Source organism: Nonomuraea sp. NPDC003201, from assembly GCF_053590415.1.
The window spans coordinates 59,675-79,874 of record NZ_JBSFTC010000004.1; the positions used below are offsets into that span (position 1 = coordinate 59,675).

A 20,200-nucleotide genomic window follows, 5' to 3' on the forward strand; every position below is an offset into this window, starting at 1 on the left:
TTTAACCTGCCTCATACCAGGCTTGGATCCAGCCTCTCCGGCTCCGACTCCGCGCCGCGTGCCAGAGCCGCGTCGAGCTCCTCCTGGCCCAGGGCCGCCCGCACCGCGGCGGTGATCCGGTCGACGTCGCCCCGTTCCCCGGCGGGGAGCGGCGCGCCCGAGGCCGCCCGCAGCGCAGCCGCCCGGCCCAGCAGCAGCGCCGCCTCCTCGTGGCGTCCGCCCAGGACACGCGCGCCCGCCAGCCCTTCCAGCGCGAGCGCGGTGGCCCGCGGATCGCCGACCTTGCGGGCCGCTCTGAGCCCTTCCAGCTGCAGCTCCAGGGCGGCGGCCGCGTCGCCCCGCTGCTCGGCCGCGAACCCCAGCTCGGCCAGGATCAGCGCCGCCCCCGGCTCGCCGGCCACCTCCCTGACCCAGCCCAGCCAGGCCCGCAGCCGCCGCTCGGCCTCGTCGAGTCGGCCCTGCCGCCGCGCCGCGAGCGCCAGGCCCAGCTCGGCGAACTCCTCGGCCGGACGGTTCGACTGCTCCACGGCCAGCCGCCTGGCCCGCTCGTGATAGTCGTCGGCCCGCGCGTGGTCCCCCGTCAGCAGGGCGATCCGCCCCAACCGGGACAGCGCGTCGGACACCGAGCTCCACAGCCCGAGCTCCTCCGCCATCCGCAGGCCGTCCGCGCGCAGCTCGGTGGCCCGCTCGTAGTCGCCGGTGATCTCGGCGAGCGTGCCGAGGTTCTCGGCGGCCCGCAGCTCGCCCCACCGGTCGCCGAGCTCCCTGAACAGCGCCAGCCCCCGCTCTCCGTCCCGCCGCAGCGCCGCCAGGTCGCCGCGGGTGGCGGCGTAGCGGGCCAGCACGTTCAGCGCCGCGCCGGTGCCCCACTTGTCGTCCAGCTCCTGGAACGTCTCCAGCGCCCGCTCGATCAGGGCCCGGCTGGCCGACAGATCGTCGTAGCCGAACATCGCGTACCCGATGAACCACCGCGCCCTGGCCCGCGCCGACCGCCCTTCGATGGCCTCGAACACCTCGTCGTCCGGCGGTCGCAGCCACCCCGCCAGCATCCGGAGCCCGGCCAGCCACACCCTCGCCTGCGCGGCGCCGGGTCCGGCCGCGTCCGGGACGGACAGCGCGGCCTCCAGCGCCCGCTGCCCCTCTCCGAGCCTGCCGCGCAGCACCCAGTACCAGGCCATGGCGTTGACCAGCCGCACCGCCTCGCCGGGCCGGGCCAGCCGCACCGCCGTCTCCAGCGCCGCCCGCAGGTTGGCGCTCTCGGCGTCGAGCAGCGCGAGCGCGTCGCGCTGCCCGTGTCCCCGCAGGTACGGCTCCGCCCGCTCGGCGAGCGCCGTGTAGTACGCGGCGTGCCTGAGCCGCACCTCGTCCAGCTCGCCGGCCTCCTCCAGCCGTTCCAGGCAGTAGGCCGAGACCGACTCCAGCAGCCGGTACCGCGGCTCGGCCCCGGGCGCCCGCACGCGGACGACCAGCGAGCGGTCCACCAGCCTGGCCAGCACGTCGAGGACGTCCACGCCGGGGTCGGCGGACACCTCCTCGGCGGCCTCCAGCGTGCTGCCGTCGGCGTGCGCGGCCAGCCGCCGGAGCACGACGCGCTCGGGGCCGCTCAGCAGCTCCCAGCTCCAGTCGATCATCGCCCGCAGCGTCCGTTGCCTGGCCGGAGCCCCGCGCAGACCCGACGCGAGCAGCCTGAACCGGTCGTCCAGCCGGTCGGCGAGCTGGCGCGGGGTCAGCGCCCGCATCCTGGACGCGGCCAGCTCCAGCGCCAGCGGCAGGCCGTCCAGGCGGGCGCAGATCTCCGCCACGTCCGCGTCGGGCTCCACCCCGGCCCGCGCCGCGAACAGTTCCACCGCCGCCTCGCGCGTCAGCGGCGGCACGCTCCACAGGGCCTCGCCCCCGATCCGCAGCGACTCCTGGCTGGTGGCGAGGATCCGCAACCCGGGCGCTGCCTGGAGCAGCCGCCCGGCCAGCGCGGCGACCTGCTCGACGACGTGCTCGCAGTTGTCCAGCACGAGCAGCGTCTCCCTGCCCGCCAGCGCGCCCGCGATCCGCTCGACCGCGCCCTCGTACGGAGCGCCCGGCCCGGCCGTGTCGTCGCGCAGGCCGAGCACGGCCGCCATCACCTCGGCCACCTCGACCTCCGTCGCCCGCGGCCGCAGCGCGGCCAGCTCGACCAGCCACACGTCTCCGCCGCCCGTACCCGAGGCGGCGGCCAGGGCCAGGCGGGTCTTGCCGACGCCGCCGGGGCCGGTGAGCGTCACCAGGCGGCCGGCCCGCAGCAGCGAGCGGACCTCGGCCACCGCCTCGTCCCGGCCCACCAGGCTCGTCAAGGGCGCGGGGAGGTTGCCGCGGGAGCGCGCGACCGGGCCCAGGGACGGGTCCTGCCGCAGGATCGCCTGGTGCAGGGCCGCCAGCTCCGGCCCGGGGTCCAGGCCCAGCTCCTCCGACAGGCGCCGCCGCAGCTCCTCGTAGCCGGTCAGCGCCTCGCTCTGCCGCCCGGCCAGGTAGAGGGCCCGTACGTGCGCGGCGCGCAGCCGTTCGCGCAGCGGATGCTCGGCCACCAGGGAGGCCAGCTCGGCCGCGAGCAGGACGTGCTCACCGAGCCCGAGCCGGGCCTCCGCCAGCTCCTCCAGGGCCGCCAGCCGCTGCTCGCCCAGCCGGGCCACGGCGGCCAGGGCGAACGGCTCGTCGGCGAACTCGGCGTAGGCGTCCCCGCGCCACAGCCCGAGCGCCTCGTGCAGCAGCGCGGCCCGCTCCTCCGGGCCGGAGGCCCGCTGCGCGCGCCCGATCAACGTCTCGAACAGCCCCGCGTCCACGGAGGACGGCTCCACGTGCAGCACGTACCCGGGCGCCCGGTACGCGACCAGCCCGCCGACCACCCGGCGCAGCTGCGACACCTTCACCCGGAGGGCGCCGGACGCGTTCGCCGGGGGACGGTCGCCCCAGAGGTCCTCGATCAGCCGGTCCGCGGAGACGGGACGGCCGGCGTGGATCAGCAGGTCGGCGAGGAGCGCCCGGACCTTGACCTCCGGCACCTTGACCGGCTCCCCGTCCGCGGTCCACACCGCGAGCGGGCCCAGCACCCCGAACCGCATCCCGCCCCCATAACCGACTCCGAATCAGACCATAACCGTGCACCTGGAGGGTGAACGCATCACTCCTACTCAGAGAGAACACTGAAATGTCGGAAAATATCTCCGTGCTCGGCCTCGGTCTCATGGGCACCGCGCTCGCGGCGAGCCTCATCGAGGCGGGCCACCGCGTCACCGTGTGGAACCGTACGCCGGCCAAGGCCGATCCTCTCGTCGCCAAGGGCGCGACCCGCGCGGCCACCCCGGCGCAGGCCGTCGAGGCGAGCCCGCTGGTGATCGTCTGCCTGCTCGACCACCCCTCCGTCCTGGACGTGCTCGAAGGCGTCCCGCTGGCGGGCCGGGTCGTCGCCAACCTCACCACCAGCCGCCCCGCCGAGGCCCGCGAGATGGCGGCCTGGGTGGGCGAGCGCGGCGGCGACTACCTGGACGGGGGCATCATGGCGGTGCCCCAGATGATCGCCAAGCCGGGCGCGCTCATCCTCTACAGCGGCTCGCAGCCGGCGTTCGAGCGCTATGAGCAGGCGTTCGGGGCCATGGCCGGGGCCCGCTACACCGGCGACGACCCCGGCATGGCCCCGCTGCTCGACCTGGCCATGCTGACCGGCATGTACGGCCAGATGGCCGGCTCCCTGGAGGCCCTCGCCCTGGTGAGGTCGGCGAAATACCCGTTGACGGAGTTCACCGCGGAACTGCTGGTCCCGTGGCTCAACGCGATGGGCTCGATGCTGCCCCGCTGGGCGGCGGAGATCGAGGCGGGCGACTACCGGACCGAGGTGTCCAACCTGGAGGTCAACAGGGCGGGCATGGAGAACCTCGTCCGCGCCTTCGAGGAGCAGGGCGTCAAGCCGGACCTGCTCCTGCCCATGAAGACCGTCATCGACCGGCGCGTGGCCCGCGGTCTCAGCCATGAGGGCCTGTCGGGGTTGGTGGAGGAGCTCTAGCGAGGAAGGGCTCTAGCGGGGAAGGGCTCTAGGGGGAAGGGCTCTAGCGGGGAAGGGCTCTAGCGGGGGCGGAAGGCGGCCAGGGGGATGGAGATCCACGACGGGCGGTTACGGGCCTCGTAGACGACCTCGTACACCGCCTTGGACAGCTCGAACGCCCGCAGCAGCGCCGCGTCGCTCCGCGAGATCACGCCGCCGCCCTCGGCGTAGCCCTCCAGGAACGCCGCCCGGTTGCGGTCCGCCCACTCCTGGGCCCGCGGCTCCAGCCGCTCGGCCTGGGAGTGGCCGGCCAGCAGGTGCCTGGCCGCGTAGTCGAACGAGCGCAGCATCCCCGCCACGTCCCGCAGCGGCGAGTACAGCGCCCTGCGCTCGGACAGCGGCTGCCCGGGCTCGCCCTCGAAGTCCAGCACCACCCAGTCCGTGGGCGTGCGCATGACCTGGCCCAGATGGAAGTCGCCGTGAACCCGCTGCACGGGCACCTCGTGGGTGAGCAGCTCCACCTGGTGGTAGGCGTCCTCGATGGCGGTCACGTGCCGGCGCAGCTCGGGCACCTCCGCGGCGGCCCGGCCCAGCTTCCGCCGGAACGCCTCGGCCATGCGCTTGACCTCGTGCGACTCGATGACGTCCGTGGGGAAGGCCGCGGCCAGCTCGTGGTGCACCCGCGCGCTGGCGCTGCCGAGCCGCAGCGACTCGGCCGCGAAGTCGCCGCCCGCCTCGGCCGCCGGCAGCTCGGGCAGCGACGCGTACAGGTCGCGGACGCTGGCCAGGGCGAGGTCCCAGCCGTCGTTGGCGTTGGACAGGAACTCCTGCATGAAGCCGAGCGTGGTGTCGGTGCCGTCGAGGTCCGTCTCGATCCACCCGTACGGCTGCGCGATGTGCGGCGCGCCTCTGGCCGCCAGCGCCGTGACGATCTCCAGCTCGGGGTTGACGCCGGGGATGAGGCGGCGGAAGAGCTTGCAGATGTACGCGTCCCCGTACACGAGCGAGGTGTTGGACTGCTCGGCCCCCAGCACCAGGCTGCGCTGGGAGGTGTCGATGGCGGCCTCCGGCACGTGGCGCAGGCGCAGGCCGTTGCCGCTCACGTCGTGGGCCATGCCTTCGAGGAGCCAGCTCATGCGCTCGGAGTCGTGGACGGCGTCGTAGAGATAGGTGTCGCCGATGGTGCCGATGAGGGCGTGGGACAGCCGGTCGGGGAGCTCTGCCCGCTCGCCGAGCAGGATCTGGTAACGGTCGCGCGAGCCTTCCTGCCACACGGCGACGATCAGATGTCTGAGCCCGGACGTCAGTTCGACGTCCGATTCGATCGACAACTCGTCGATCACCCGCCCCTTGCCGCCGAACCAACGCTGACGACCGATCCATGCGGCAAGGGGCTCGCTCAGCACGTCCTACTCCTCCTGGGTGATAGCCGGCGGGAGTGTGAACCAGTAGAACCCATGCCCAGGAAGCGTCAAAAGATACGGAAGTTCGCCAATTGCCGGGAATGGGACCCCACCCATCGTCTCCACGGGGGAGACGCCGACGAATCTCCGCAGGTCAAGCTCGACCGGCTGGGGGAAGCGTGACAGATTGTTCACGCAGAGCATCCGGTCGTCCCCCAGTTCCCTGACGAACGCGAGCACGCTGGGGTTGGAGGAGTTGAGCTCCGCGTAACCGCCCAGCCCGAACACCGGGTGCCGCTTGCGGATCTCGATCATTCGCTTGGTCCAGTGCAGCAGCGAGCCGGCGTTGCGCTGCTGGGCCTCGACGTTCAGGCCCTGGTAGCCGTAGATCGGGTCCATGATGACCGGCAGGTAGAGCCGGCCGGGGTCGCAGTCGGAGAAGCCGGCGTTGCGGTCGGGGTCCCACTGCATGGGCGTGCGCACGCCGTCGCGGTCGCCGAGCCAGATGTTGTCGCCCATGCCGATCTCGTCGCCGTAGTAGAGCACGGGGGAGCCGGGCAGCGACAGGAGCAGCGCGGTGAACAGCTCGATCTGGTTGCGGTCGTTCTCCAGCAGGGGCGCCAGGCGGCGGCGGATGCCGACGTTCGCCCGCATGCGGGGGTCCTTGGCGTACTCGGCGTACATGTAGTCGCGCTCCTCGTCCGTGACCATCTCGAGCGTCAGCTCGTCGTGGTTACGGAGGAAGATCCCCCACTGGCAGTGCTCCGGAATTTTCGGCGTTTGCGCCAAGATTTCGGAAATGGGGTAGCGAGACTCCCGGCGTACGGCCATGAAGATGCGCGGCATCAGCGGGAAGTGGAAGGCCATGTGGCACTCGTCCCCGCCGCCCACCGGGTCGCCGAAGTACTCCACCACGTCCGACGGCCACTGGTTGGCCTCGGCGAGCAGCACCCGGTCGGGGTAGATCCGGTCGATCTCGGCCCTGATCCGCTTGAGGTACTCGTGGGTCCTCGGCAGGTTCTCGCAGTTGGTGCCCCCCTCCTCGAAGAGGTACGGCACCGCGTCCAGCCGGAACCCGTCGATGCCCAGGTCCAGCCAGAAGCGCAGGACCTCCAGCATGGCCTCCTGCACGTCCGGGTTCTCGTAGTTGAGGTCCGGCTGGTGGTGGAAGAAGCGGTGCCAGTAGTACTGGCCGCGCACCGGGTCGTAGGTCCAGTTGGACGTCTCGGTGTCGATGAAGATGATCCGGGCGTCCTGGTACTTCTCATCGCTGTCGGACCAGACGTAGAAGTCGCCGAACGGCCCCTCGGGGTCGTGACGCGAGGCCTGGAACCACGGGTGGGCGTCGCTGGTGTGGTTCATGACGAGGTCGGCGATGACGCGCATGCCGCGTTTGTGCGCCTCGTCCACGAGCTTCACGAAGTCTCCCAGGTCACCGAACTCGGGCAGGATCTTCATGAAGTCCGCGATGTCGTAGCCGCCGTCGCGCAGTGGCGACTCGAAGAGCGGCAGCAGCCAGAGGCAGTCGACCCCGAGCCACTGGAGGTAGTCGAGCTTGTCGATGAGACCTCTGATGTCGCCCGTGCCGTCACCGTTGGAGTCGGCGAAACCCCGGATCAGGACCTCGTAGAAAACCGCGCGTTTGTACCAGTACGGATCGCGCGGCTTTTCCTCGTCAAAGGTGTTGGGAATGGGTGTGGTTGAGCTCATGAGCCACTCCGGGAGTGGCTCATGACGGAGGCGCTTTCACACACGTTGAAGACTCCCCGCTGAATTCAGTTCTTACCGTGGAGCGGCTCGGACAGTGAGAATATGGGCAGGCTGGATGTGGGGATCGAGGCGCACGTAGTTGCTCTGCCGCCAGCGGTACGACTCGCCCGAGAGTTCGTCGTCCACGACGAACTCGGCGTTCCAGTCGAGTCCGATGGCAGGAAGGTCAAGTTCTACGGTCGCCTCGTGGGTATGGTGCGGATCCAGGTTGACGACCGCCAGCACCACGTCGCCCGGCCCGTGCCTACGCGTGGCCGGATCATAGGCGCCGGGAAGCCGCTTCGAGAAGCAGACGATGTCCGGCTGGTCGACCCTGTGGATCCGTAGATTACGCAATTCCTGCAGTGCGGGATGCGCTCTTCGGAACAAATTCAGGTGGGTGATGAAGGGCGCCAGGCTCCACCCCTCACGTTCGGCGGCAACCCAATCGCGAGGTTTGTACTGATATTTCTCGCTATCGAGGTATTCCTCGCTGCCGGGGCGTACCGGAATGTTCTCTATAAGCTCATATCCGGAGTAAACCCCCCAACTCGGCGAGCCGAGCGCGGCCAGCACCGCCCTGATCTTGAAGGCGGGGATGCCGCCGTGCTGCAGGTATTCGTGCAGGATGTCCGGCGTGTTCACGAAGAGGTTGGGGCGCACGTAGGTGGAAGTCTCGTGGGAGAGCTCCATGAGGTACGACTCCACCTCGGGCTTGGTGTTGCGCCAGGTGAAGTACGTGTAGGACTGGTGGAACCCGACCTTGCCCAGCATGCGCAGCATCGGGGGCCTGGTGAACGCCTCCGACAGGAAGATCACGTCGGGGTCGGTGGTGTGCACGTCGGCCAGCAGCCGCTCCCAGAACCCGACCGGCTTCGTGTGCGGGTTGTCCACCCGGAAGATCCGCACGCCGTGGGCCATCCAGCGCATCAGCACCCGCTTGACCTCGGCGTAGATGCCCTCGGGGTCCTTGTCGAAGTTGATCGGGTAGATGTCCTGATACTTCTTCGGCGGGTTCTCGGCGTAGGCGATGGAGCCGTCGGCCCTGATCGTGAACCACTCGGGGTGCTCCTTCACCCACGGGTGGTCGGGCGAGCACTGGAGCGCGAGGTCGAGCGCGATCTCCATGCCCAGCTCCTTGGCCCGGCCGACGAACACGTCGAAGTCCTCGAACGTGCCCAGGTCGGGATGGATGGCGTCGTGGCCGCCGTCCTCGGAGCCGATGGCCCAGGGGGAGCCGGGCTCGTCGGGCTCGGGGCTGAGCGTGTTGTTGCGGCCCTTGCGGAACGTCGCGCCGATGGGGTGGACCGGCGGCAGGTAGACGACGTCGAAGCCCATCTTGGCGATGGCGGGGAGGCGCTTGGCAGCAGTCTGGAAATTTCCGGACTTGGAGATGCCGAGCTCGTCGACGACCGCGCCTTCCGACCTGGGGAAGAACTCGTACCAGGAGCCGTAGAGCGCCCGGCGCCGGTCCACCCTGATCTTGTTCGACTTGGACCTGGTCACCAGCTCCCGGAACGGGTGCGACTCCAGCAGCGCGGCCGTCTCCGGCAGTTGCGCGATCGACAGCCGGGCCCTGGGGTCCAGGTCCTCGTCGCGCAGCGTGGCGGAGACCGACAGCAGGGCGGCACGGTGCCCGCAGGCGCTGTCGCCGTTGCCGTTCCTCTTGGAGCCGCCGTTCGAGCCGCCGTTGGAGCCGTTCGAGCCGTTCTTGGGCTTGCCGTTGGGGCAGTCGGCCGTGCGCACGGCCTTCGCCGCCCGCTCGAACAGCCGGGCGCCCTCCTCGCACATCAGATCGACGTCCATGCCGCGGGGGATCTTGATCTCGGCGTCGTGCAGCCATGTGCTGATCGGGTCGCTCCAGGCCTCTACCCGGAACAGCCAGTCACCCTCGGCGGGAAGGGAGACCTCCACGCCCCAGCGGTCGGTGCCGGGGGCGAGCTCGCGCATCCGTCTCAGACGGGCACGCTGCCCATCGGGCGAGGTGAGCACCACGCCCGCGGCCACGGCATCGTGGCCCTCTCTGAACACGGTCGCCGAGACCTCGAAGGTCTCGCCGGCGACCGCCTTGGCGGGCCACTGCCCGCAGTCGACGACGGGGGAGATGTCCGTGATGGGAATTCGTCCGATCATCGCATTCAAGGGTTGGCGACGGCGCGCTCGGTGCCGCCGGAGGCTTTCCGTGGGTGCAGACTCCGCGTCCCGGCGGTGGACCGCTGGAAGAGCGAACCACCGTGGTCGGAACGATCCTTGCATGTAAATTGTGGACAGCAGCGGATAGACCTCCCGAGTGTGTCCGCGGGAGTGCCAACATTCAGGAAAGTTGCCCCAATCGTCCGTCTTCATGCTTGTTCCCGGAAGTGGTTTGAACGGCCTTCATGGGGGTGAAGGACTGAGAGGTCCCTCCTAGCCCGTAGGGTGCAGAAACGTGAGAGCAATCCGCCGGTTTACCGTCCGCACCGTCCTGCCCGCGGAGCTGGCCGCCCTCGGCGAGCTCGTCCATAATCTCCGCTGGTCCTGGCACCCGGAGACGCTGGACCTCTTCGCGGAGGTGGACGCCGCGCTCTGGGAGCAGGTCGGGCACGACCCCGTGGCCCTGCTCGGCGCCGTCACCCCCGCCCGGCTCAGCGAGCTGGCCGCAGATCGCCGCTTCCTGCGCCGCCTCGCCGACGCGGCCGACGACCTACGCGAATACATGACCTCCCCGCGCTGGTACCAGACGCTTCCCGACGGGGCGCGGGCCATCGCGTACTTCTCCCCTGAATACGGCATCGCCGCCGCCCTCCCGCAGTATTCGGGCGGCCTCGGCATCCTGGCCGGAGACCACCTCAAAGCCGCCAGCGACCTGGGCGTGCCGATCCTCGCGGTCGGCCTGCTCTACCGCCACGGCTACTTCACGCAGTCGCTGTCGCCGGAGGGCTGGCAGCTGGAGCACTACCCGTCGCTCGACGCGGGCGGCCTGCCGCTCAGCCTGCTGAAGGACGCCGCCGGCGAGACGGTCAAGATCCGCCTGGCCCTGCCGGGCGAGCGCGAGCTGCACGCGCAGGTGTGGGTGGCGCAGGTCGGACGGGTGCCGCTGCTGCTGCTCGACTCCGACGTGGCCGAGAACGACACGGCCGCCCGCGACATCACCGACCGCCTCTACGGCGGGGGCACCGACCACCGGCTCATGCAGGAGCTGCTGCTGGGCGTGGGCGGCGTACGCGCCATCAGGGCGTACTGCAAGATCACCGGGCATGCCGATCCCGAGGTGTTCCACACGAACGAGGGGCACGCCGGCTTCCTCGGCCTGGAGCGCATCCGCGAGCTCACCGAGGCGCGGCTCTCGTTCGACGAGGCGCTGGAGGCGGTGCGGGCGGGCACGGTGTTCACCACGCACACGCCCGTCCCCGCGGGCATCGACAGGTTCCCCGTGGACATGATCGAGCGCCACTTCGGCGGTGCGAACGCCTGGCCGACCGTGCCCGTCGAGCGGATCCTGGCGCTGGGCGCCGAGGCCGATCCCACCCGGTTCAACATGGCCGTCATGGGCATGCGGCTGGCCCAGCGGGTCAACGGCGTCTCCGTGCTGCACGGCCAGGTCAGCCGTGAGATGTTCAAGGATCTCTGGCCCGGATTTGACGTGGCCGAGGTGCCGATCGGGTCGATCACCAACGGCGTGCACGCGCCCACCTGGGTCGGCAGGGAGTTCATGGAGCTGGCCGAGCGCGAGCTGCCCTCGCTGCTGGAGCGGGCCCGCGGCTGGGAGGGCATCCAGAAGATCTCCGACGCCGACCTCTGGCAGATCAGGGGCACGCTGCGGCAGCGGCTCGTCGAGGGCGCCCGGGTGCGCCTGCGCAGGTCGTGGCGCGAGCGCGGCGCCTCGGACGCCGAGCTCGGGTGGATCGACGACGCGCTCGACCCCGACGTGCTGACCATCGGCTTCGCCCGGCGGGTGCCGTCGTACAAGCGGCTGACGCTGATGCTGCGCGATCCCCGGCGGCTCACCCAGCTGCTGCTCGACCCGGACAAGCCGGTCCAGATCGTGATCGCCGGCAAGGCGCACCCCGCGGACGAGGGCGGGAAGAAGCTGATCCAGCAGATCGTCAAGTTCGCCGATCAGGCCAACGTGCGCCACCGCATCGTCTTCCTGCCCGACTACGACATGACGCTCGGCCAGCTCATGGTCCAGGGCTGCGACGTCTGGCTGAACAACCCGCTGCGCCCGCTGGAGGCGTCCGGCACCTCGGGGATGAAGTCCGCGCTGAACGGCGGCCTCAACCTGTCGATCCGCGACGGCTGGTGGGACGAGTGGTACGACGGCACCAACGGCTGGGCGATCCCGACCGCCGACGGCGTGACGGACACCGACCGGCGCGACGAGCTGGAGGCCGCCGCCCTCTACGACCTGATCGAGCACGAGGTGTCCGACCGGTTCTACGACCGTCCCGTGGACGGGCTGCCGCGGCGCTGGCTGGAGATGGTCAAGCACACGCTCACCTCGCTGGGCCACAAGGTGCTGGCCGGGCGCATGCTGCGGGACTACGTGGTCGACCTGTACAACCCGGCCGCCGCCGCGGCCAACGCGCTGTCGGCCGACTCGTACGCGCCCGCGAAGGCGTTCGCGGCCTGGCGGGTCCGGGTCACCAGGGCCTGGCCGGGGGTGCGCGTCGAGCACGTCGAGGCCTCGGGCGTGGGGGACACGCCGGAGGTGGGCGCCTCCATCGAGCTGCACGCCACGATCGCGCTCGGCGACCTGGAGCCTGACGACGTGCTGGTCGAGGCCGCCTACGGCAAGGTCGGGCCGCACGACGAGCTGATGCGCCCGACGTACGCGAAGCTGACCGTCGCGTCGGCGGGCGACGACGGCCGGGCCCACTACACGGGCACGGTGCCGCTCGACCGGACGGGAGCGTTCGGCTACACCGTGCGCGTCGTTCCCTTCCACCCGCTCGTGGCCACCCCCGCCGAGCTCGGCCTGATCGCCGTGCCGGAGGAGCCCGTGGGCATGACAAATGGCACATTGCGTTAATCAGGGGCACCCACGAACGGCATATCGCGTTAAACGGACGGCATAATCAGGACGTGGACGACAGCGGGAACGGCATGCGGGCCGACACTCTGGTGGCCACGGTCCGCGGTGTGCTGCCGTCCCTGACGCCGGCCGCGCAGACCGTCGCCCGGCTCATCCTGGAGGACCCCGCGACGGTGGCCAGGAGCACCATCACGGAGCTCTCCGCCGCCTCGGGCACCAGCGAGGCCACGATCGTGCGCACGGCGAGGCTGCTCGGGTTCGCGGGATATCCGCAGCTCCGGCTGGCCTTAGCCGCTGCCGCCGCGCAGCCCGACCGGCTCGTGCCCGGCGACCTGGCACCGGACGACCCGTTGTCGGAGGTCATCCAGAAGGTCGCGCGGGCCGAGTCGGAGGCGATCAACGACACCGTGGCCCAGCTGACCTCCGAGCGGCTGGGCCTGGTCGTGGACGCCATCGTGGGTGCTAGGCGGATCGACGCGTACGGCGTGGGCGCCTCCGGGCTGGTGGCCGAGGACGTCGCGCAGAAGCTGCTGCGCATCGGGCTGTCCAGCCACGCCTTCCAGGACGCGCACCTGGCGCTGACCAGCGCGGTGCTGCTCAGGGAGGGCGACGTCGCGATCGGCATCAGCACGTCGGGGGAGACGCCCGACGTGATCGAGCCGCTGACCCGGGCCAAGGAGGCCGGGGCCACCACGGTCGCGATCACGAACAACCCGCGCTCGTCCATCGCGGAGCTGGCCGAACACGTGCTGATCTCCGCCGGGCGCGAGACGGAGTTCCGTCCCGGCGCCCTGGCCAGCCGGATCAGCCAGCTCCTCGTCGTCGACTGCGTGTTCGTCGGCGTCGCCCAGCGCACGTACGACTCCTCTCAGGAGGCGCTCGCGAGCACCAGGCGCGCCGTCAAGGAGTTCACCCGGAGAACGTCACCTGCACGTCGTCAGCCTTGACGAACATGACGCGGTGGCCGAACTGGATCTGCAGGTACTTCGTCTTGCCCCGGACCACCTTGTGGTCCTGGTCCATGGTGAAGGTGACCGCCCGGTAGTACTCCGCGGGCGCCGCCCCGGCGAGCGTGTACTTCTCGCCTGCCGAGAACGTGTACTGCAGCGGGGTCACCGCCTGGTACGGGATGTCCGCCGGGTACGCCTCCTGCTCCGGGTACGCCCTGCCGAACACCGGGACGGTGGCCTTGCCAGGCTTCGGGGTGACCACGAGGCCGGCCGACGGTACGGCGGTCGGCGCGCTCGCCGGGTTGAGGAACCACGCCTTCTGTCCCAGGTACCAGATGGCCGTCCAGTCGCCCTGGCGCTCGGCCACGGCGAAGCGCTGGCCGGTGGTGGCGCGGGCGCTGTGGTCGTACACGCTGTAGAGGGACTCGCCCGTGGGGTGCTTGCCGATGTCCTTGATCAGCGGCGCGTCCGCCCTCGGCTCGGTGCGCAGCCAGACCGTGCTCGCGGGGAGCGGCGGGCAGGCGTTCTCCGGGTTCTTGCGGTCACACCCGTAGAAGTACGGCTTGTTCGTGGCGAAGTCCGGCTTGATCATGACCGAGCCGGAGTTGGGCCCGCCGAACCGGTGCAACGGGGCGCCCATCAGCTGGAAGTAGTGCGCCCAGTCCCAGAACGGGCCCGGGTCCTCGTGCATCTGCTTCACGGTCGTGGGCAGCGTGCCGGGGACGTTGTCGTGGCCCAGGATGTGGGCGCGGTCGAGCGGGATGCCGTACCTGAACGCCAGGTAGCGGACCAGCCGGGCGCTCGAGCGGTACATCGCCTCGGTGTACCAGGTGCTGCCCTCGGCCAGGAAGCCCTCGTGCTCGATGCCGATGGACTTGGCGTTGACGTACCAGTTGCCGGCCTGCCAGGCGACGTCCTTGCCCTTGACGTGCTGGGCGATGTGGCCGTCGCTGGACCGCACCGAGTACTGCCAGCTGGCTCCGTACTTCGGGTCCTGGTTCAGGCGGATGGAGGAGTCGAAGTATCCCTCCATGTCATGGATGATGATGTATTCGATCTTCTGGCTGAACGGCCGGTTGGCCAGGTCGTAGTGCCCGTAGTTGTTCGGGGGCAGCTCCTGGTAGGCGGCCGGGATCCACTCGCAGGAGACGGTGATCGGGCACTCCACGCCGTCCTTCCTGGACGGGCGCAGACCGAGCTTCTCCAGCCACTTCTCGATCTTCTCCAGGTCCGGCACGGCCGGGAGCGCGACCCGCTGCCCGTCGTCCGTGGTGCGCGCTTCGCCGTCCTTGATCGTCGCGAACACCTCGTCGGCGAAGAACTTCGCCGCCCCGTCCTCCTGGGCCCCGGAGTACTTGGCGACGGCGCCGTACCACTCGCCGGGGTTGTCGCTCAGCGGCGCGCCGAGCGCCTTCTGGTAGTCGGCGAGCAGCGCGGCGCCGCCCCGGATGTTGGCGGCGTCGTCCGTACGCAGCCGCTCGTGGGTCTCGCCGGTGAGCTGCGCGGCCTTCTCCATGGTGCGGAGGGAGGCGGGGATCGCTACGGAGGACTGCTGGGGTTCGGGGGCGGGCAGGGGCCGGTTCTCGTCGCCCCGGGCATCCTCCTCGCCGTCGCTGTGATGGTTGGAGGCGGTGTACGCGGCGGCGTCGGTGAGATGCATGGGCCCGAACCCGGCGTCGTTGGACGGCTGCCCGGCATGGGCCTCCCACCGCGACTCCAGGTAGGACACGCCGAGCAGGACGCTCTCGGGGACCTTGAACTCCTGCGCGGCGGCCGTGAAGGCCTGCTGCCGATCAGCGGGATCCTGGGCGTGAGCTGGGACGATGCCAGAAGTTAAGGGCAGCGCGGCGACCGCGGAGATCGCCAATAGGCGGCGCATGAACCACTCCTTGGGGCTGGGGGCACCTGGTGCAGATCAGCGTCTCAACATTTTCCTTCGTAAGCGAGATCTTTGCGAAGAGATTCTTCATCGCTTAACACGGGTCACCTGACGGCGGCCTGCACGGTCAGGGTGCCCGCGGCCGTGTCGATCGTGGCCTCCGTGCCGATGGGGATGGTCGGCGGGTTGTCGCCGTGCCCGGCCGGCAGGCCGCCGAGGATCGGGACGCCGAGCCGGTCGAGGTGGTCGCGCAGCACGTCCACGACGCCCCAGCCGCCCAGCGTCGGGTCCCCGTCGTCCTGCTCGTACCCCAGGAACTGCCCGAGCGCGATGCCGCGTACGCCGTCGAGCGCTCCCGAACGGGACAGCTGCGTCAGGGTGCGGTCGACCTCGCCCAGACCGGTGCCGCGGTTGTCCTCCAGGAAGAGGATCGCTCCCTCCAGGCTGGGCAGCCCGGCGCCGACCTGCGTGCGGACCGCGCTCAGGTTGCCGCCGATCAGCGTGCCCGTGGCGCTGCCCGCCGCGCCGACCTGCGCGGTGACCTCGGACGGGTCGCGGTGAACGGTGACGGGGTCGGTGGTCATCAGCGCGCGGCGCAGCGCCTCGGCCGACGCCGGTCCCGTGACGGACGCGTTCCAGTTGACGAAGGGGCCGTGCAGGCCGGCCAGGCGGCAGTGCCGCCAGACGGCCAGGTGGAGGTGGGTGATGTCGCTGAAGCCGATCACGGGCTTGGGGTCCCGTGCGAGCGCGTCGAAGTCCAGGTCGTCCACGATCCGGTACGCGCCCTTGCCGCCCCTCGTCGCGAACACGGCCCGTACGCCCGGATCCCGGAAGGCGTCGTTCAGGTCGGCGGCGCGCTCCTCGTCGCGGCCCGCCATGTAGCCCCACTGGTCGAAGGCGTGCTCGGCCAGCTCGACCCGGAGCCCCCATGAGGTGAGGAGCTCGACTCCGGCGGCGACCAGGTCGGGGTTGGGCGGGGAGGCGGGGGAGACGACCCGGACGCGATCGCCGGACATGAGGCGGGGAGCTCGTAAGGTGTCCATCGCCTGGCACCTTATTGGCTGGGCTTTATTGGGTGGACCGGCTGCGGTGATCGTGCGAGGCTCGCTTCGTGTCGGACTACTACCGTGACCTGGCCGTCGACTACCACTGGATCTTCTCCGACGAGATCGTGAATCCCCCGGGCGTGATCGGCGGCATGTCCGTCTCCAGACGGGAGTTCATCCAAGCCGTGGTCGACGCCCTGCCGCCGGGCGCGCCCGTGCTCGACTGCGCCTGCGGCATCGGGGCGGACGCCATGGCGCTGGCGCACGCCGGGTTCCGGGTGACCGCCACCGACGGCAGCCCGCAGATGGTCGCGGAGGCGCGCCGCCGCGTGCCCGCCGGCGTGGAGCTGCTCACCTCCCGGTGGGAGGACCTGCCCGCCGCCGTGACGGGGCCGTACGAGCTGGTGCTGTGCCTGGGCAACTCCCTCGTCCACACGGGGTCGCGCGAGGCCATGGTGGCGGCGCTGTCGGGGATGCGGCAGGTGCTGTCCCCGACCGGCACGCTGATCGTCGACTCCCGCAACTGGGAGCTGCTCTATCGCGAGCGCCGGCGGATCGTGGTCGGCGATCGGGTGCGCGAGCGGGACGGCGTACGGTCCACCTGCGTCTACGTCTGGACCTTCCCCGAGAGCTTCGACGAGCCGTGCCTGGCCGAGATCCTGTTCGTCCAGGAGCACCCCGACGGCACGCTCAGCCACCACCGGCACACCATCGACTTCCTGCCGTTCACCCCCGCCGACCTGGAGGCGCGGCTGGCCGAGGCCGGGTTCACCGTCGTCGGCTCGTCCTACCGCCCCGAGAACCCGCAGTACGCCATCGCGGCCAAGGCAGTCGCGGCTTAGGAGATTCGCGGCTTAGGAGATTCGCGGCTTTGGGGATTCGCGGCTAAGGGATGAGGACGACCTTGCCCGTCGTACGCCTGCTTTCGAGCGCGGCGTGGGCGGCCGCCGCCTCCGCGAGCGGGAACGTCTGCACGGCAGGGGTCAGCGTGCCGTCGGCGAGCGCTGCCAGTGCCCTGGCCTCGTAGTCCGGCCGCGTGTTCGGCTCGCCGAGCAGCAGCATCAGGGCGTTGGTCACGGTGAGGCCGCGCTCCTCCACCGTCCGGGGGTCCGGCTGGAACTCCTGCCGGGAGGCGTTGCCGATGGTGACGTAGCGGCCGCCGTCGGCCAGCAGCCCGAACGCGGCCCGCGCCTTGTCGCCGCCGACCCCGTCGAGCAGAGCGGTGACCGCGCGGCCGCCCAGCTCCTTGGCGACGGTCTCCTCCCAGCCCGGCTGGTCGTAGTCGACGGCGAGGTCCGCCCCGAGGTCGCGTACGGCCGCCGCCTTCGCCGCCCCGCCCGCCGCGCCGACGACCCTGGCGCCGAGGCCGCGCGCGTACTGGACGATCAGGCGCCCGATGCCGCCGGCCGCCGAGGTCACCAGCACGACGTCGTCAGGGGTCAGCTTGGCCACGTCCAGGAACTGCAGCGCCGTCACCCCGGTGACGACCATGGCCACGGCCGTCTCGTAGCCGGAGGTGATCGGGTGCACGGAGGTCACGTCCGCGACCGCCAGCTCCGCGTAGCCGCCGGGGCGGCCGTACGCGGTCGCCACATCACGCCCGATCCAGGACGGATCCACCCCGGGACCCACCTGGTCCACGCGTCCGGCCACCTCGCCGCCGAAGATCGCCGGGAGCTCCGGCAGCGGCGGCGTCATGCCGCCGGTCGCCCCTGACCGCATGGTCGTCTCGATCAGGTGCACCCCGGCCGCCTTGACGGCGATGCGAACCTGGCCGGGCCCCGGCTCGGGGTCGGGCACGCTCTCGTAGCGGAGGTTCTCGGCGGGGCCGAAGGTGTGCAGGACGACGGCATGCATGGCGCACTCCCGGAGACAGCGGTCAACTCGTCTTCCGAGCCTGCAACCTCAACCTTGCTTGATGTCAACCGGTCACAGGAAGCCGCGGCCGGCGGCGGCGCGGGCGTACCCCTCGACTCCCATGAGGCGCTGCACCCGCGCCCCGGCCCCGGGCCACACGCTCGCCAGCCCGGCCGCGACGCGGACGGGCAGCGGCGCGACGTCGATCTCGGCGGCGTCGGTCAGGATGGCCCGGCACACCGCCCGCGCCACGTGCAGCGGGCTGCGCGTCATCCATGGAGGCACGGTCAGCGACGTACGGGTGAGCATCCCGGCGTCGCGCACCAGTCCCGGGCAGATGACGGAGACGCCGACGCCGTAGGGCGCCAGGTCCATCCTGGCCGCATGCCCGAACCCCCGCAGGCCATGCTTGGTCGCGTTATAGACGGCCAGATGCGGATGCGCCATCTTCCCGCCAATCGAGCTCATGAACACCAGGTGGCCGCGCCCGTTGGCCACCATCCGCTCGGCGGCCAGGCGGGCCATCACGAGCGGCACGCGCAGGTTGAGCTCCAGGTAGTGGTCGATCTCGTCGAGATCGTGATCGGTCATCCGCGCGGGAGCGATGACCCCGGCGTTGGCCACCAGGATGTCGACCGGTCCGGCCTGCTTCATCATCTTCGCGATGGCTTTGCGGCCCGTCAGGTCGGCGGGGACGGCTCGCCCGCCCACCTCCGTGGCCAGCGTCTCCAGCACGCCGGCGTCGCGGCCGGTCAGGACCAGGTGCACGCCGTGCCGCGCGAGCGCGCGGGCCGTGGCCTGGCCGATGCCGCCGCTGGCGCCCGTGACCAGGGCGGTCGTGCCCGCCAGTTTCATCGGTCCTCCCGGAACGGGGTGAAGACGAGGGTCGCGTTGTGCCCCCCGAAGGCGAACGAGTTGGACAGCACCGGGCCGGGAACGACGGGGCGCGGCGCGGTCACGACGTCGACGGGGCAGGCCGGGTCCCGGCGGTCGAGGTTCGCGGTGGGGTGGATGGTGCGCTCGCTCAGGGTCAGCACGCTGATCACGGCCTCGATGGCGCCCGAGGCCCCCAGGGCGTGGCCGATCACGCTCTTGCTCCCCGTGACGGGCACCGCGTACTCGCCGAACAACCGCGCGATCGCCCGCGCCTCGATCTCGTCGTTGAGGCGGGTGGAGGTGGCGTGCGCGTTGACGTGGACGACATCGGCCGCCGCGACCCCGGCGTCGGCCAGCGCGTGACGCATGCAGCGGTACGCGCCGCCGCCCTCGGGGTCGGGGGCCGTGAGGTGATGGCCGTCGGACGTCCGGCCGTACCCGCTCAACTCGGCGTACACGTGGGCGCCCCTGCACAGCGCGTCCTCCAGCCGTTCCAGCACGAGGAACGCCGCTCCCTCGCCCAGCACGAACCCGTCGCGGTCCGCGTCGAAGGGCCGGCTGGCACGTTCGGGCTCCGACGTGCGACGCGACAGCGCCCCCACCCGCCCGAACCCGACCAGCGCGCTGGCCTGCACCCCCGCCTCCATGCCGCCCGCCAGCACCACGTCCGCCGTCCCGTCGCGGACCAGCCGCATGCCCTCACCTATGGCGTGGCTGCCGGAGGCGCACGCGGTCGCCACCGACATGCTCGGGCCGAGGAACGCGTGCCGGATGCTGATCTCGGCGGCGGCGGCGTTGTGCATGCTCATGGGGATGTGCAGCGGACCCGGCCAGGCGCGTCCGCGCTCGTCCAGGGTGCCGAAGGCGACCTCCTGGGTGGCGACGCCGCCGTACCCGGTCCCGGTCACGACGGCCCGCCGCTCGGGCGCCGCCGCCGTCCGGCCCGCATCGGCGAGGGCATCGGTCGCGGCACAGAACGCCAGCCGCGTGACGCGGTCCATCCGGCGGGCGTCCCTGGGCTTCACATAGCCGTCGAGGTCGAGGTCGGGCACTTGGCAGGCGAAGTCCACCGGCAGGCCCTCGGCGTCGAACGAGGTGATCGTACGCGCCGTGGACCGGCCGGCCAGCAGGGTGTCCCACAGCTCCTGGGGATGGGCGCCCGCAGGGGTGCGCACACCCATGCCGGTCACGGCCACCCGGGCGTGCACCGAACCTCCGCTGGATCGCATGTCCCACATGGAAACGATCATCGCACGCATTGTCACGAAAAGTAGCGCGACAACTCCGTAGTGTCGCGACCGTTCACCCCAGCCTCAACCCCGCCACCCCTCCGGCCTTCAACGTTGGTCACCCTCACCAAGAACCTCTCGCCCTCAGCGCCGGTCACCGTCCCCGGAATCCTCCAGCCCTTCTGCGG

Annotated in this window: 13 protein-coding genes; 4 read left to right on the forward strand and 9 right to left on the reverse strand. The window is 71.1% G+C overall.

Features of this window, described 5'->3' with window-relative positions:
* Positions 1 to 11 precede the first annotated feature (11 nt).
* Positions 12 to 3,092: a BTAD domain-containing putative transcriptional regulator gene (locus ACWDX9_RS03565; RefSeq protein WP_449948547.1), complete on the reverse strand. Its 3,081-nt coding sequence runs from the start codon at positions 3,090 to 3,092 to the stop codon at positions 12 to 14.
* Between the two features lie 86 nt (positions 3,093 to 3,178).
* Between ACWDX9_RS03565 and ACWDX9_RS03570 the strand changes: the two genes are divergently transcribed.
* The gene (locus tag ACWDX9_RS03570) at positions 3,179 to 4,030 is read left to right on the forward strand and encodes an NAD(P)-dependent oxidoreductase (protein ID WP_449948549.1); all 852 of its coding nucleotides are present in this window, start codon (positions 3,179 to 3,181) and stop codon (positions 4,028 to 4,030) included.
* A 59-nt stretch (positions 4,031 to 4,089) separates the two neighbouring features.
* Here ACWDX9_RS03570 and ACWDX9_RS03575 read toward each other — a convergent pair whose 3' ends face one another.
* The 3 genes from ACWDX9_RS03575 to ACWDX9_RS03585 form a co-directional block, all read right to left on the reverse strand.
* Positions 4,090 to 5,415: a maltokinase N-terminal cap-like domain-containing protein gene (locus ACWDX9_RS03575; RefSeq protein ID WP_449948552.1), complete on the reverse strand. Its 1,326-nt coding sequence runs from the start codon at positions 5,413 to 5,415 to the stop codon at positions 4,090 to 4,092.
* A gap of 3 nt (positions 5,416 to 5,418) precedes the next feature.
* Positions 5,419 to 7,122 (reverse strand): maltose alpha-D-glucosyltransferase, encoded by a 1,704-nt coding sequence (treS, locus tag ACWDX9_RS03580; protein ID WP_449948554.1) that lies wholly within the window; start codon positions 7,120 to 7,122, stop codon positions 5,419 to 5,421.
* Positions 7,123 to 7,194: 72 nt separating this feature from the next.
* Complete coding sequence (locus ACWDX9_RS03585; RefSeq protein ID WP_449948557.1) at positions 7,195 to 9,294, reverse strand: alpha-1,4-glucan--maltose-1-phosphate maltosyltransferase; 2,100 nt, start codon at positions 9,292 to 9,294, stop codon at positions 7,195 to 7,197.
* Positions 9,295 to 9,589: 295 nt separating this feature from the next.
* On the opposite strand from ACWDX9_RS03585, the gene glgP reads away from it, so the two are divergent.
* Positions 9,590 to 12,172: an alpha-glucan family phosphorylase gene (glgP, locus tag ACWDX9_RS03590; RefSeq protein WP_449948560.1), complete on the forward strand. Its 2,583-nt coding sequence runs from the start codon at positions 9,590 to 9,592 to the stop codon at positions 12,170 to 12,172.
* Between the two features lie 53 nt (positions 12,173 to 12,225).
* Positions 12,226 to 13,122 (forward strand): MurR/RpiR family transcriptional regulator, encoded by an 897-nt coding sequence (locus tag ACWDX9_RS03595; RefSeq protein WP_350729495.1) that lies wholly within the window; start codon positions 12,226 to 12,228, stop codon positions 13,120 to 13,122.
* On the opposite strand, the gene ACWDX9_RS03600 is transcribed toward ACWDX9_RS03595, so the two are convergent.
* On the reverse strand, positions 13,085 to 15,004 hold the full coding sequence (locus tag ACWDX9_RS03600) for an N-acetylmuramoyl-L-alanine amidase (protein WP_449948562.1): 1,920 nt from the start codon (positions 15,002 to 15,004) through the stop codon (positions 13,085 to 13,087). The two genes, ACWDX9_RS03595 and ACWDX9_RS03600, sit on opposite strands and share 38 nt — an antisense overlap.
* A 104-nt stretch (positions 15,005 to 15,108) precedes the next feature.
* Positions 15,109 to 16,047 (reverse strand): S66 peptidase family protein, encoded by a 939-nt coding sequence (locus tag ACWDX9_RS03605; RefSeq protein ID WP_449948564.1) that lies wholly within the window; start codon positions 16,045 to 16,047, stop codon positions 15,109 to 15,111.
* Between the two features lie 68 nt (positions 16,048 to 16,115).
* Here ACWDX9_RS03605 and ACWDX9_RS03610 point away from each other — a divergent pair, with 68 nt between their 5' ends.
* Positions 16,116 to 16,892 (forward strand): class I SAM-dependent methyltransferase, encoded by a 777-nt coding sequence (locus ACWDX9_RS03610; RefSeq protein ID WP_449948567.1) that lies wholly within the window; start codon positions 16,116 to 16,118, stop codon positions 16,890 to 16,892.
* A 43-nt stretch (positions 16,893 to 16,935) separates the two neighbouring features.
* Here ACWDX9_RS03610 and ACWDX9_RS03615 read toward each other — a convergent pair whose 3' ends face one another.
* The 3 genes from ACWDX9_RS03615 to ACWDX9_RS03625 form a co-directional block, all read right to left on the reverse strand.
* On the reverse strand, positions 16,936 to 17,907 hold the full coding sequence (locus ACWDX9_RS03615; protein ID WP_449948570.1) for a zinc-binding dehydrogenase: 972 nt from the start codon (positions 17,905 to 17,907) through the stop codon (positions 16,936 to 16,938).
* Positions 17,908 to 17,979: 72 nt separating this feature from the next.
* A complete protein-coding gene (locus ACWDX9_RS03620) occupies positions 17,980 to 18,762 on the reverse strand; it encodes an SDR family NAD(P)-dependent oxidoreductase (protein ID WP_355205390.1) in 783 nt (260 codons plus the stop codon).
* Entirely contained in the window at positions 18,759 to 20,033 is a 1,275-nt protein-coding gene (locus ACWDX9_RS03625; RefSeq protein ID WP_449948574.1) for a beta-ketoacyl-[acyl-carrier-protein] synthase family protein, read from the reverse strand. The genes ACWDX9_RS03620 and ACWDX9_RS03625 overlap by 4 nt, the downstream gene beginning before the upstream one ends.
* Positions 20,034 to 20,200 lie beyond the last annotated feature (167 nt).